The following is a 12992-nucleotide window of genomic DNA, read 5'->3' as shown; positions in this document are numbered from 1 at the left end:
AACGGGACGCCGGACGCGGGGCGCGGCCGCCGCGCGCTGGTCGCCGGGGCGGGGGTCGGGGGTCGTGGTCGGTGGGCGATCTCGTCGAGTGGTACGAGTTCGGCGTCTACGGTTACTCCGCGAATGTCGGCGCGCTTCTGCTGGGCTGACGCGATCCATTCGGCTCCTCTCATGCCACTTTCACCGAGGCCTCATACGGTGGGTGCATGACGCAGGAGACTCCTCCCGGGTGGTACCCCGACCCCGGACAGAAAAGTGACGGGCCCGCCACCGAGCGCTGGTGGGACGGCAGGACCTGGACGGACCGCATCCGCCCGGCGGAGCCGGCCGCGACCTGGGGTCCCCCTACGCAGCCGCCGACGGCGGGTCCCTCCCCGACGGATCCGGCCCCTGGTGGTGCGCCGTCGGGGGGTCCGTCGCCCACAGGTGATACGTCACCCTCAGGTCACGCGTCGTCCGCGGGGCATCAGGGCGGCGCTGGGCAGCCGGTTGACGCCGGGGTACCGGGAGCCGCTGGAGAACCTGCCGACTTCGGAGAACCGAGCGGCGTCAGCACCGCAGGAGCCTCCGCGTACCAGGGCAACCCCGGACAACCGGGAGCACCTGGGTATCCAGCCGGCGCCGGGTATCCGCCCGGCGCCGGGTATCCGGCCGCTCCCGGGTATCCCGCCTACCCCGCCGCGCCTCCGGCCGCCGGTCGAGGGCGAGGCGTGCGGGTCGGGATAGCCGTGGCGGCAGCCGTCGCTGTCCTGGCCAGCATCGGTGTCGGCGTGTACGCGCTGACCGACGACGGCGGCTCGGGCGGCGGTTCCGCCACCTCGCAGGCGCCGGGTGGACCGGGCGGACCCGGGGGCCAGGGCGGGCCGGGCGGACCCGGAGGGTCCGGCGGTGACGGTGGATCCGGCGGATCAGGGGGCTCCGGCGGCTCCGGTGGGCAGAGCCCGGCACCCGAGCAGTCCGAGCCGCCGAAGATCAGGAGCAGGTCGGTGACCGACGCGGTCAGCGGGATCAGTCTGCCGATTCCGAAGGGGTGGTACGGGCAGGAGGGCCAAGCCGGCGCGCAGGTGACGTCCGACGACTCCTACAAGTGCCCCGGCGACACCACCTCGACCTGCACGAAGGGCGGAGCCTACTCGGCACCGGCCCTGGCCCTCGGCACCAAGGGCAGCACCGCCGAGGAGGTCGCGAAGGCGGACATCGCGGCGAACGCCGAGGAGTCCTACGGCGGCAAGTCCTACGGCGGGATCACCTCCCACGACGTGCTGGCCGCCAGGTCCGTGACCGTGGCCGGGCAGAAGGGCTACCTGGTCCGCTGGAAGGCGGTCACGAGCAAGGGCGCCGACGGCATCGTGGAGTCGCTCGCGTTCCCCTCCCCCGCGAACGCGAAGCTGATGGTCGTCGTCCGGTTCGGCGTCGACGCCGACCAGAAGGAGTCCGTCCTGGACGAGATCACCCGCGGCATCAAGGTGTCCACGGGCAGCGGCAACGGCCAGGGCGTCTGAGCCGGCCTCCCACCGCCGGACACCGGTCGGCCGGGCAGGGCGCCCCCGCCGCTCACAGGGGAACCCCACCCGGCCGGGGGGTGCGCGCCGCCCCCGTCCCCACGGGTCGGCGCGGTCGGGTCGCCGTCCGGTCATCCCGTCGACGGCGGCCCGGGTCTCAGGTGAGGCCCAGTGCCGGCAGCACGGCCGCCTCCACGAACCGGACGAGGTAGTCGGGGTCCGCGTCCGCGCCCTCCAGGACGGGCCGGATGCGCAGGACGCCGTACATCTGCGCCGGGATGTACTCCAGCGCCGGATGATCGGCGGGCACCTCCCCCCGTTCGACCCCGCGCCGGATGATCTCCTTCAGTGCGGCGATCTCCGGTTCGACCAGCGCCTCGCGCAACGCGCGCTGCAGCTCGGCGTCCTGGGGCGCGGCATGGGCGAGCGCCTGGAGGAGCTTGGTGTCCCGGCCCGACAGCTCGCCCGCCGCCCGGGCGGCCTCGCGCAGGTCGCCGGCGAGCGAGCCGGTGTCGATGCGGCGCGTGCGCCGGTGGGAGCGCAGCGCCGCCGCCACGAACTGGGGCTTGGTCTTCCACTGACGGTAGAGCGTGGACTTGCTGCACCGGGTGCTGGCCGCGATCCCCTCCATGGTGACGGAGTCGTAGCCGCACTCCCGGAGCTGCTCCAGCACGGCGTCGAAGAACTCCTGCTCACGCTCGGGCGTGATCTTGGAGCGGCGCGAGGAACCGACCGGCTCGGGCCGGTCCGCAGCCTGCGACGTCATGGGCTGTGCTCCTGGCTTTCCTCGGGCGGCCGGAAAATTCCCCGCCGGCGGTGTGTCCTTCGTCTATCGATACGCCAGTGTACCGGTACGCGACCGTATCGGTACACTGGCGTATCGGTACGAACTCGTACCGATAACAGCAGCACCGTCACCGAAAGGGCCGGGGGATGAATGCCCGCACCGAGCCTGCGCCGGCGGGGTCCGACGCGATAGCGCGACCGCCGCTCGTCCGGGAGGTCCTGCTCGTCGCAGGGCTCTTCCTCGTCTACAAGGTCGGCCGGCAACTGGCCACGGGCCACACCGGCGAGGCCTTCCACAACGCGTACCGCGTGTGGGACCTCGAACGAGCGGTCCAGCTGCCCGGCGAGGGGGCGGTGCAGTCCCTGCTGCTGCACGGCGACGGCCTGGTGCACCTCGCCAACACCTACTACGCGGCCGTCCACTTCCCGGCCACCGCCGCCTTCCTGATCTGGCTCTACCTGCGCCGCCCGGCCCACTACGTGTGGGCCCGCCGGGTCCTGGCCGCCGTCACCGCCGCCGCTCTGGTGGTGCATCTGCTGTTCCCGCTCGCCCCGCCGCGCATGCTGGCCGCGACCGGTCTGGTGGACACCGCGCAGGTCTACGGCCCGTCGGTGTACGGAAATCCCGCGACCGACTCCCTGTCGAACCAGTTCGCCGCGATGCCGTCGCTGCACTTCGGCTGGGCCCTGATGCTGGCGATCGGCCTGATCGTGGCGACCCGCTCACGGTGGCGGTGGCTGTGGCTGCTGCATCCCGCGTGGACGCTGCTGGTGATCGTCGGCACCGCGAACCACTACTGGCTCGACGCGATCGTGGCGACGGGCCTGCTGGGTCTGGCACTCGCGACGATCCTTCCCCGGACTTCGTCCGGGGGGACCCCCATCTCGCTTCGCTCGCCGCAGCGCACGGCGACGACGGCGGGCCGCGCACAGGGCAGGTTCGTACCGGCCCAGGCCCGGGCCGAGGAGCAGGCGCTCGCGGGGACCGGCCGGTGAGCGCCGTCCTCGCCGCCGTGGCCCTGTCCCTCGTCTCCGCCGTCGCCTACGCGGCCGCGGCGGTCGCCCAGGAACGGCTCGCCTCCCGCTCGCCCGGCTCGGGCACGCTGCGGCTGCTCGGCAGTGGCGCCTGGTGGTGCTCGGTCGGGCTGAACGCGGCTGCCGCGCTGCTGCACGTCGTGGCGCTGAAGTACGGGCCACTGACCGTGGTGCAGCCGCTCGGCGCGCTCACCCTGGTCGCGGCGGTACCCATGGGGGCGCGGCTCGCGGGGCGGCGGGTGAACGCCGTCGAGTGGCAGGGCACCGCGCTGACGCTGCTCGGTCTGTGCGCGATCCTGGTCGCGGCGTCCGGTCCGGCACCCGACGAGGTGCTGAGCGTTCCCGAGGCGCTGGCGGTGGCGGGCGCCACGACGGCCCTGATCGGTGTGCTGTCCCGGCCGGGCGCCCGCCCCGGGCTGCGGCACGCCGGCGCGTCCGGCGTGGCCTCCGGGGTCGCCTCGGCCCTCACGCAGACCGTGACGGTGGCCGCGACGGACCGGTCCGGTCCGCTGCTGAGCGTCCAGGTGGTCGGGGTGGCGCTGCTGGTGGCGGCCTTCGCGGCCGGCGGGCTGCTGCTGTCGCAGACGGCCTACCGGGGCGGTCTCGGCGGCCCGCTCGCGGTGGTGACCCTGGCCAACCCGCTGGCCGCCGCGGTGATCGGCCTGTCCCTGCTGGGCGAGCGCCTCCAGGGCGGCCCGGCGGGCGTGCTGCTCGCGCTGGCCGGGGGCGGCCTGGCGTCCTGGGGCGTGGTGCTGCTCAGCCGGGCGAAGCCGGCGGACGGCCCGGCGGCCGCCCCGGTGGACGACGACCATCCGGTGGCCGCCGTCCTGGCCCTGGGACCCGGTTCCGCGGCGGCCGAACCGGCGTTGGTGCCCCGGCCGCACGATCCGGGGCACCTCACCACGGCTACGCGGTGATGATCGCCGGGTCGCTCACGCCCGGCTGCCCGTTCTCGACGTGTCCCGCGAACCGCCGCAGGAAGGCCGCGTCGCCCTCGGCGGTGACGGTCAGGTCGTACCAGCGGCGGCCGGCGGCGAGCTCGACGGTCCGCCGCACCTTCCCGCCCGGCCGGACGGTGACGGTCGAGGTCCGGCCGCCGTAACCGTCGGAGAGCTTCAGCCGTGCCGTGCCGGACCCCTTGTTGGTGAAGGTGAGCTCGATGTCGCCACCGGTGTGGCGTGCGGTGACCTCGCAGCAGGCCGTCCTGTTCGACCCCTTGAAGACCCGCACGAAGCCGTTCGGACCGTGCACGGTCAGGTCGTAACGACCCGCCGACCAGTCCGAGTTCCAGGTGTCGGAGAGCGTCTTGCCGGCCTCGGTCGTGTACCTCCAGGGGCCGTCGGTGCGGTTGCCGGAGGTGACGTGGAAGGCGGCGCCGGCCTTCGGACCGGAGGCGAAGGCGAGGGTGAGCTTCCCGGCCGCCGCGTCGACCGAGGCGTCCACGTGCGGGGCGTACTTCAGCGGCCGGGCGCGGCGCAGGCCGCGTTCCTGCCGGGGCATGCGCGGGTCGGCGGGCGGGGTCGGCTTGTAGTCGGGGTGGCGTTCGCGGTCCTGCGGCTCGTACGCGTCGGTGCCGGGCAGCGGGGCGGGCCGCGCGTCCTTGCGCGAGAAGTCGAACGCGGCCGTCAGGTCACCGCAGATGGCGCGGCGCCACGGCGAGATGTTGGGCTCGCGCACGCCGAAGCGGCGCTCCATGAACCGCAGGATGGAGGTGTGGTCGAGGGTCTCCGAGCAGACGTAGCCGCCCTTGCTCCACGGCGAGACGACCAGCATCGGCACCCGCGGGCCGAGGCCGTACGGGCCGGCCGTGTTCTTGCCGTCCCCCGGGAAGAGGTCGAGGGAGACGTCGACGGTGGACTTGCCGCGTGAGGCGTCCTTCGGCGGCAGGGGCGGCACGACGTGGTCGAAGAAGCCGTCGTTCTCGTCGTAGGTGATGAACAGGGCCGTCTTCGACCAGACCTCCGGGTTGGCGGTGAGGGCGTCCAGGACCTGCGCGATGTACCAGGCGCCATAGTTCGACGGCCAGTTGGAGTGCTCGGAGAAGGCCTCGGGGGCGGCGATCCAGGAGATCCGCGGCAGCTTGCCGGTCTTGACGTCGGCCTTCAGCTGGTCGAAGTAGCCGTCGCCGGCCTTGGCGTTCGTGCCGGTGCGGGCCTTGTCGTACCAGGGGTCGCCGGGCTGGGCGTTGCGGTACTTGTTGAAGTACAGCAGGGAGTTGTCGCCGTAGTTGCCGCGGTAGGCGTCCTCGATCCAGCCCCAGGAGCCCTTCGCGTCGAGGCCGTCGCCGATGTCCTGGTAGATCTTCCAGGAGACGCCGGCCCGCTCCAGGCGTTCGGGGTAGGTCGTCCAGCCGTAGCCGAGTTCGTCGTTTCCGAGGACGGGGCCGCCGCCGGTGCCGTCGTTGCCCGTGTACCCGGACCACATGTAGTAGCGGTTCGGGTCGGTGGAGCCGATGAACGAGCAGTGGTAGGCGTCGCAGACGGTGAAGGCGTCGGCGAGGGCGTAGTGGAAGGGGATGTCCTCGCGGGTCAGGTACGCCATGGTCGTGGTGCCCTTGGCGGGCACCCACCGGTCGTACTTGCCGCCGTTGTAGGCCTGGTGGCCGTCGGGCCAGGAGTGCGGCAGGCCCTCCAGGAACTGCATGCCGAGGTCGTCGGCGTCCGGGTGGAACGGCAGGATCTCCTTGCCGTCCTTCTCCTGGTGCCAGACGGGTTTGCCGTTGTCGAGGGTGACCGGGCGCGGGTCGCCGAAGCCGCGGACGCCTCTGAGGGTGCCGAAGTAGTGGTCGAAGGAGCGGTTCTCCTGCATCAGGACGACGATGTGCTCGACGTCCTCGATCGACCCGGTGCGGTGGTTGGCCGGGAGCGCGGCGGCGCGCTGGATGCTGGCGGACAGCGCGCTGAAGGCCGTGGTGGCACCCGCGAGTTGGAGAAAGCGGCGCCGGTTGACTTCGGACATGAAGGACAGACCTCTCATCCTGAGGTACGGGATGGCCGGAACATGACGGAATCTGCGCGGAAGGAGTGTTTCAGGGACACCAAACGCCAAGGAAGGGACCGGTGACACTCGTGTGAAAGTCGCCGGTACGGGAGGTGTGCCGGGGCGCGTCCCGGGGAGGGTCATGGACGTGACAGAGACGCAGACGGCCTCCCCGCCGACGAAACGGCCCGTTCGCCAGCTCCTCGCCGCCTCCGTGGGCAACGCCGTGGAGTGGTACGACTGGTACGCCTACACGTTTCTGGCCACCTACATCGCCGCCCAGGTCTTCCCCAAGAGCGCGGACAACTCGCTGGTACCGCTGCTGTCCACGTTCGCGGTGTTCGCGGTGGGCTTCTTCATGCGGCCGGTCGGCGGGCTGCTGATGGGCGCGGTCGCGGACCGGCACGGGCGGCGAGCGGCGCTGACGGTCACCATCCTGCTGATGGGCGGCAGCAGCCTGCTGGTCGGGCTGACCCCGACGTACGCGGCGGTGGGCGTGCTGGCACCGGTGATCCTCGTCCTCGCGCGGCTGCTGCAAGGCCTGTCCGTGGGCGGCGAGTTCGCGGCCTCGACGACCTTCCTGGTGGAGTCGGCGGGCCCCGGCAGGCGCGGGCTGTTCTCCAGCTTCCAGTACGTGTCGACGACCGTGGGTCAGCTCGTCGCCTCCGGCATCGCCACGCTGCTCGTGGACACGCTGAGCGACGGGCAGATGAACGGCTGGGGCTGGCGCGTCCCGTTCATACTCGGGGCCGTGCTCAGCCTGGTCGGCTTCTGGATCCGGCAGGGCGCGCAGGAGACCCGCAGCGCCGAGCAGCAGCAGGCCCCGCGCCCCGGCCTGTTCGAGGCGCTGCGCCGGCACCCGCGCGAGTCCCTCCTCATCGGCGGCATCACGGCGGGCGGCACCATCGCCTACTACACGTGGACGTCGTACCTTCCGACGTACGCCGAACTCAACGCGGGGCTGGAGAAGTCGGACGCGCTGCTCGCGGGCACGATCTCACTGGCCTTCTTCGCCCTGCTGCAACCGCTCGGCGGCCTCCTGTCCGACCGCTTCGGCCGCCGCCCCCTGCTCCTCTTCTTCGGCCTGGGCTTCGCCCTGCTCACCGTGCCCCTGCTGCACGCCCTGCGCGACTCGTTCGCGGTACTGCTGCTCGTGAGTTGCGCCGGCATGGTGCTGCTGACCGGGTTCACCTCGATCAGCGCGGCCGTGAACGCGGAGATCTTCCCGCCGCGGGTCCGCGCGGCCGGTATCGGCTTCCCCTACTCGCTGACGGTCGCCCTCTTCGGCGGCACGGCTCCGTACGTGGGCACGCTGTTCAAGGAGGTGGGCCACGCCGGGCTGTTCCCCTGGTACGTCGCGGTGCTCTGCCTGCTGTCGTCGCTGGTGTACCTGCGGCTGCCGGAGACGGCGCACACACCTCTCCGGCGGTGAGCGGGGCGGCCGGTCAGGGCCCGGCTCGCGGGCGAGGCCGCTCCGCCCGTTCGTCCATGTGCGGTCCCTCACGCGTCCCTTCCTGTGCCCCGTCGTGCGGTCCCGCGCCGTCCTGGGAGGCGGTCGGCGTATCGGGACGTCTCACCACGTAAGAGGCCCCCTGAAGGAGATCCATCGCGGACGGCTGCCTCTCAGAGTGCGAGATCTTCCCTACTTTTCCTATTGAATTACTAGGGAAACCTTGACGCGTCCGCCGGGGGTGCGCAGGATGATGAACATGTCCCGTAAGCAGCAGCGACTCGTTCGTCGTCGGCATGTCGACTTTGGTCACGTCGTCAGTGCCGCCTGCTGTCGCGCGTAAGGCACGCGGCTCACACGTTCACCCGTGCCCGCTCCGCTCCCCTGCGCTCGATCGCCCGACACACTTCTGAGGGACAACCACCATGACCACGGCACTTCCGGCCCAGGCCGCCCCACACGATGCGCCGCTCTCCGACACACCCCGCCTTCGCCTGGTAGGGGATACAGCTCGGAGAGACACCCAGGGACACACGTCCGCGCCGCTCGTCGGCTACCTCGTGCTCGTCCCCGAGGGCACCGATCCCGCCGAGCTCTTCGCCAAGGACAGGCCACGGCCCGAGATCCGACCGGTCGCCGCCACGGACTCGGCCCCTGCCCGGCGGACGGCACACGACACCGTCCGCGTCGATCCCGCGCGACACGTCGCCGAGGTGGACGGACGCGAACTCGACCTCACCTACCTGGAGTTCGGACTGCTGGCGCATCTCGTCCAGCATCCCCACCAGGTGCAGACGCGCGATCGGCTGGTGGCCGCCGTCTGGGGCTACGACCACATCGGCGACGGCCGCACCGTGGATGTCCACATCGCCCGCCTGCGCCGCAAGCTGGGCAAGGCTCACCGGCACCGGATCATCACCGTTCGGCGCGTGGGCTACAAGTACGTGCCCGACCAGCAGGAGAGCCCCGAAGCCGCGCTCCGCGGCCGACCTTGAGGAGACCACTTCCATGGGCCTCGCCTCCGCGCCGTCCCGCCCCACCTCGCCGTCCGACCGGACCGGACCCGGCCGGGCGCACTGGCTGCGCGTGGCCCGTGAGGCGGCGGACGACCTGGCCACGGACACGGTGACCAGGGAGCAGGCGGGCAAGGCCCCGTTCGACGAGGTGTCCCGGCTGCGCGAGGCAGGACTGCTGACGCTCCTGACGCCGGCCGGGCCCCAGGCAGGCGGCGCGGACTGGCTCACGGCTTACGCCGTCGTCCGGGAGATCGCCGCGGCCGACGGCGCGATCGGTCAACTGCTCGGCTGTCACTACTTCCTGTCGTGGAGCGCCCGGTTGTTCGCCGGGCCCGCTCTCGCCGGGCGGATCGAGGAGCGGTCCGCAGCCGAACAGTGGTGCTGGGGCGGCGGTCTCGCGCGTCAGGAGCCGCCTCTGATACTGGCCAGGACCTCCAAGGGGCTGGTGCTCGACGGTCGGCAGAGCTACACCACCGGGGTCCTGGTCGCCGACCGTCTCGCCGTGCGCGCCGTGCGGGAGGACACGGGTGAACCACTCGCCGTCGTGGTGGATCCCGGCCATCGCGGTGTGACGATCGACGGCGACGCCGACACGTTCGGCCAGCGGCTCGCGGCCGGCGGCGGCGTGGAGTTCGACGACGTACCGGTGGGTGCCGACGACGTGCTCGGCTCCCTGTCATCGGACGAGGACTTGCTGTCGCCCCGCACCGCCCTGGCATCGCCGGTCGGGCATCTCTTCTCCACCCAGGTCCTTCTCGGCATGGCCGAGGGAGTGCTGGCGGAAACCCGTGACTACTGCAGGACGGGCCACGCACCCTGGAACCCCGCCTGGCCGGCCGGTACTCCGCACGACCCGCACGTGCAGACCGCCTACGGAGAACTCACCGTCCTCACCCGCTCCGCGTCGGCACTCACCGATCAAGCGCTGGAAGCCGTGCGGGGCGGCCTGGAGCGCGGCGAAGACCTCGCCTACGACGAGTCCGCGGACATCTCCGCCCTCGCGGCCATGGCCGAAACCGCCGCGGCCAGGGCAGCGCAGGAGTCCACCACCCGCGCCCTCGACATCATCGGCGCCCGCTCCACCTCCGCGCGGCTGGGCTTCGACCGGTTCTGGCGCAACGCCCGGACCCACACCCTGTACGAGCCCGTCACCCACCGGCTCCGCGATGTCGGACACTACTTCCTCAACGGCGTCCACCCGCCGTTCGTCCTGCCGGCCTGACCGGGAATCGGGGCAGGTCTGCCGTGATCTGGTCAACGGGACTGGCCGGGCTGGCCGTCGGCCTGCTCATAGCGGTGGTGACCGCGCCGGTGGGCGTTTCGGGAGCGGTGTTCCTGCTGCCCGTGCAGTTGAGCGTCCTCGGGGTGCCCAGCCCGGCGGTCACACCCACCAATCTGCTGTTCAACGTGGTGGCCGGGCCCGGCGCCCTGCTGCGCTACCGCCGCGAGGGACTGCTGCGCGGTCCGCTGACGCGCCGTCTGGTGGCCGGCACTCTGCCCGGGGTGGTCATCGGCGCGGTGATACGGGTCTTCGCCATGCCGGGGGCCACCGTCTTCCGCCTTCTGGTCGCCGCTCTGCTGATGCCCCTGGGCCTGTGGCTCATCGGGCGCACCCTCAGGCCCGCCCGGCCGGCCCGGTCCGCGGAACCCTCACCCCGGGCCGTCACCGGACTGGCACTGGTCGTCGGGGTCGTGGGCGGGATCTACGGGATCGGCGGCGGATCCGTCCTCGGCCCCGTACTGGTCGGCCGGGGCATGCCCGTCGCCCGCGTGGCACCAGCCGCCCTGGCCTCCACTTTCGCCACGTCCGTGGCCGGTGCCGCGGCCTTCGCGCTGCTGTCCCTGACGAGCTCCGGTGACATCGCCCCCGACTGGTCCCTCGGTCTGGCCTGCGGCCTCGGCGGGCTGGTCGGCGGCTACCTCGGGGCGCACCTGCAACCCCGGCTGCCCGAAACGGCACTGCGTCTCCTGCTCGGCGCCCTGGCCACCGTTCTCGGTGCCCTCCACGCCGCGCAGTCACTGCGCTGACGGCGGTGGCGGCACAAACGGCAGTCACCACGCCACCGCCCGTCCAAAGAATTGTGAACGCCGCGCTTCATTCGCATGTCGGGACATTGAGAATATGAGACGCATACGCAAGCGGCATTGACCTGGCTTGGATTTCGCTGCAACTCTCTTGGGTGTGAGCACGTTCGAGACCCTCACCGCGCGCCTGCACGTCGATCTGCGACGTCAGGCCAGCGCCATCTGTGCCGTCGGTCGCCGCACCCACTGACCGGCACAGCTCCCCTTCGCTCCCTTTCGCAGTCGGCTTCTGCAGAGCCGCCGTCTTCCACAGACGTCGGCTCTCGGCACAGCCATTTCCGCTGCGGTCTCCTTTCCGCCGTTCGACGTCTGCCATTCCTTGACCCGTTTCCTGAACAAGACCCTGCCATGGCCACGACGGCATCGACCCGACGCCCCACTTCCTCGCCCTGCTCGGTCTTTCGGCGGTGTCGGTGAGCTGATCACATCCCGGCCGATCACCCCGCGAAAGGACACCCGGACATGACCACCAGCACCGATTTCGACATCCGCAGGATCGGCGGCCGCATCGGCGCCGAAATCCTCGGCGTGGATCTTTCCACCGACCTCGACCCCGCCCTCGTCTCCGACCTCGACTCCGCGCTCCTGGAGCACAAGGCGCTCGTCTTCCGCGACCAGCACCTCGACGACGCGGGCCAGCTCCGCTTCGCCTCCCTCTTCGGCGAGCTCACCACCGCCCACCCCACCGTCCCCTCCGTCGACGGGCAGCCCCACATTCTGCCCGTCGACGCCGACGAGGGCATCCGCGCCAACCAGTGGCACACCGACGTCACGTTCGTCCGTACACCCCCGAAGGCGTCCACCCTGCGCAGCATCGTGGTCCCGCCCTATGGCGGCAACACCCTCATCGCCAACTCGGCCGCCGCGTACCGGGATCTGCCCGAGCCGCTGCGGGAGCTGGCGGACAAGCTGTGGGCCGTCCACACCAACGCGTACGACTACGCGGCCCCGAGGAGCGAAAAGGCGGCCGAGTACCGCAAGCGGTTCGTCTCGCGCAAGTACCGCACCGCCCACCCGGTCGTCCGGGTCCACCCCGAGACCGGGGAGCGGGGCCTGTTCATCGGCGGCTTCGCCCAGAGCATCGTGGGCCTCGGCCCGTCCGACTCCCGCGACCTGCTGCGCATCTTCCAGTCGTACGTCACGCGTCCCGAGAACATCGTGCGCGTGGCCTGGAAGCCGGGCGACCTCGTCCTCTTCGACAACCGCATCACCCAGCACTACGCCCCCGACGACTACGGCGACCTGCCGCGCCTGCTGCATCGGGTGACCGTCGCGGGCGACGTCCCGGCCGGTGTCGACGGCACTCTCAGCCACGTCATCGAGGGCGACGACGCCGCCCACTACACCCCGGCCGCGGCCTGAGCACCGCACCCGCCACGCGCGGCCGCCGGGCAGGGGCACCCGCTCCCGCCCGGCGGCCTGCCGGTAGCAAGTACCGGCCGAAGCCTCACGGGATAACGGACGCCGAGTCGATCAGCATCGCCGACGTCATCCGCGTCGTGGAGGGCCCCCTGGTCCCGGTACGCGGAGTCCGCCCGCCCGAGCTGTCCTACACCGGCCCCGCCGAGTCACTGCTCCCTCTGTGGATCGCGTTGCGGTCCAACGTGCGCGAGATCCTTGAGGGCATCGCTCGCCGACGTCGCATCGGCCCGACTGCCCGCCTGCGTAGCCGAGCAGACCGACCCCCCGAAGGCCTGGGTAAACCCCTGACACGCTGGGCCATCACCGAGGCATCCAAAAAGCGAGATGGCCGCGTCCGGCATATGAGCAGCCCCTTGGGGCGAGCGCCACCTTCTGCCACGATCCCTACCAGCCAGGTAGGAAAACTAGGAATCGATGGGGGCGGCCATGCGAACGCGCAAGCGCACAGACCTGTCGCTCCCGCTGCTCACCTCGCGCCGCCACATCGATCTCGGCCGCACGTCCAGCGCCATCTGTCGGCCCGCCTGACGCCGTCGGGCACACCATCCTCCGGCCGGCAGCGCCACCCGCGCCTGCCCATCCCCGCACAACTCCGCTCCCGGACCCCCGACGGCATTCCAGCCGCCGAGGACCGGCGAAGGGAGCACAGGCGCATGCCCATGAGCTCTGCGCCTCGCGCTTTCCGCATCTCCCTGATCAACCCATTCCCTGAGAGGA

General features: G+C 71.7%; 12 protein-coding genes and 1 pseudogene. 11 read left to right on the top strand and 2 right to left on the bottom strand.

Annotation, left to right across the window (positions count from 1 at the left end):
* Positions 1-206: 206 nt before the first annotated feature.
* On the top strand, positions 207-1502 hold the full coding sequence (locus HDA41_RS34695; RefSeq protein WP_184991050.1) for a DUF2510 domain-containing protein: 1296 nt from the start codon (positions 207-209) through the stop codon (positions 1500-1502).
* A gap of 157 nt (positions 1503-1659) precedes the next feature.
* On the opposite strand, the gene HDA41_RS34690 is transcribed toward HDA41_RS34695, so the two are convergent.
* Positions 1660-2268 (bottom strand): TetR/AcrR family transcriptional regulator, encoded by a 609-nt coding sequence (locus HDA41_RS34690; RefSeq protein ID WP_184991049.1) that lies wholly within the window; start codon positions 2266-2268, stop codon positions 1660-1662.
* A gap of 167 nt (positions 2269-2435) precedes the next feature.
* On the opposite strand from HDA41_RS34690, the gene HDA41_RS34685 reads away from it, so the two are divergent.
* Both HDA41_RS34685 and HDA41_RS34680 read left to right on the top strand, forming a co-directional pair.
* On the top strand, positions 2436-3284 hold the full coding sequence (locus HDA41_RS34685) for a phosphatase PAP2 family protein (protein ID WP_184991047.1): 849 nt from the start codon (positions 2436-2438) through the stop codon (positions 3282-3284).
* Positions 3281-4240: a DMT family protein gene (locus HDA41_RS34680; protein WP_184991045.1), complete on the top strand. Its 960-nt coding sequence runs from the start codon at positions 3281-3283 to the stop codon at positions 4238-4240. The genes HDA41_RS34685 and HDA41_RS34680 overlap by 4 nt, the downstream gene beginning before the upstream one ends.
* Here HDA41_RS34680 and HDA41_RS34675 read toward each other — a convergent pair.
* Positions 4230-6281, bottom strand: coding sequence for a phosphocholine-specific phospholipase C (locus tag HDA41_RS34675; protein ID WP_184991043.1), 2052 nt, complete (start codon positions 6279-6281; stop codon positions 4230-4232). The genes HDA41_RS34680 and HDA41_RS34675 overlap by 11 nt on opposite strands.
* 163 nt (positions 6282-6444) lie before the next feature.
* Here HDA41_RS34675 and HDA41_RS34670 point away from each other — a divergent pair, with 163 nt between their 5' ends.
* From HDA41_RS34670 to HDA41_RS42435, 8 genes and pseudogenes are all read left to right on the top strand, one after another.
* Complete coding sequence (locus HDA41_RS34670) at positions 6445-7734, top strand: MFS transporter (protein ID WP_184991041.1); 1290 nt, start codon at positions 6445-6447, stop codon at positions 7732-7734.
* A 443-nt stretch (positions 7735-8177) separates the two neighbouring features.
* Positions 8178-8747 carry a winged helix-turn-helix domain-containing protein gene (locus HDA41_RS34665; RefSeq protein ID WP_184991039.1) on the top strand — a complete coding sequence of 190 codons (570 nt, stop codon included), beginning with the start codon at positions 8178-8180 and terminating at the stop codon, positions 8745-8747.
* Positions 8748-8760: 13 nt separating this feature from the next.
* Complete coding sequence (locus tag HDA41_RS34660) at positions 8761-9990, top strand: acyl-CoA dehydrogenase family protein (protein ID WP_184991037.1); 1230 nt, start codon at positions 8761-8763, stop codon at positions 9988-9990.
* Positions 9991-10013: 23 nt separating this feature from the next.
* A complete protein-coding gene (locus HDA41_RS34655; protein ID WP_184991035.1) occupies positions 10014-10796 on the top strand; it encodes a sulfite exporter TauE/SafE family protein in 783 nt (260 codons plus the stop codon).
* A 154-nt stretch (positions 10797-10950) separates the two neighbouring features.
* On the top strand, positions 10951-11043 hold the full coding sequence (locus tag HDA41_RS42440; protein WP_184994209.1) for a putative leader peptide: 93 nt from the start codon (positions 10951-10953) through the stop codon (positions 11041-11043).
* Between the two features lie 272 nt (positions 11044-11315).
* Positions 11316-12215, top strand: coding sequence for a TauD/TfdA dioxygenase family protein (locus tag HDA41_RS34645; protein WP_184991033.1), 900 nt, complete (start codon positions 11316-11318; stop codon positions 12213-12215).
* A gap of 23 nt (positions 12216-12238) precedes the next feature.
* Positions 12239-12563, top strand: a pseudogene (locus HDA41_RS41855) (transcriptional regulator); the annotation flags it as partial.
* A 138-nt stretch (positions 12564-12701) separates the two neighbouring features.
* Entirely contained in the window at positions 12702-12803 is a 102-nt protein-coding gene (locus HDA41_RS42435) for a putative leader peptide (RefSeq protein WP_311772174.1), read from the top strand.
* Positions 12804-12992 lie beyond the last annotated feature (189 nt).

This window comes from Streptomyces caelestis, from assembly GCF_014205255.1.
Classification (GTDB): domain Bacteria; phylum Actinomycetota; class Actinomycetes; order Streptomycetales; family Streptomycetaceae; genus Streptomyces; species Streptomyces caelestis.
The sequence above is the reverse complement of the archived record's forward strand: the minus strand, read 5'-3'. Positions and strand labels throughout refer to the sequence as shown.

Bases quoted from the DNA above. Each gene is read 5' to 3' on its own strand.
- HDA41_RS34695 (WP_184991050.1), top strand. From the start codon at position 207: ATGACGCAGGAGACTCCTCCCGGGTGGTACCCCGACCCCGGACAGAAA.
- HDA41_RS34690 (WP_184991049.1), bottom strand. From the start codon at position 2,268: ATGACGTCGCAGGCTGCGGACCGGCCCGAGCCGGTCGGTTCCTCGCGC.
- HDA41_RS34685 (WP_184991047.1), top strand. From the start codon at position 2,436: ATGAATGCCCGCACCGAGCCTGCGCCGGCGGGGTCCGACGCGATAGCG.
- HDA41_RS34675 (WP_184991043.1), bottom strand. From the start codon at position 6,281: ATGTCCGAAGTCAACCGGCGCCGCTTTCTCCAACTCGCGGGTGCCACC.
- HDA41_RS34670 (WP_184991041.1), top strand. From the start codon at position 6,445: ATGGACGTGACAGAGACGCAGACGGCCTCCCCGCCGACGAAACGGCCC.
- HDA41_RS34665 (WP_184991039.1), top strand. From the start codon at position 8,178: ATGACCACGGCACTTCCGGCCCAGGCCGCCCCACACGATGCGCCGCTC.
- HDA41_RS34660 (WP_184991037.1), top strand. From the start codon at position 8,761: ATGGGCCTCGCCTCCGCGCCGTCCCGCCCCACCTCGCCGTCCGACCGG.
- HDA41_RS34645 (WP_184991033.1), top strand. From the start codon at position 11,316: ATGACCACCAGCACCGATTTCGACATCCGCAGGATCGGCGGCCGCATC.
- HDA41_RS42435 (WP_311772174.1), top strand. From the start codon at position 12,702: ATGCGAACGCGCAAGCGCACAGACCTGTCGCTCCCGCTGCTCACCTCG.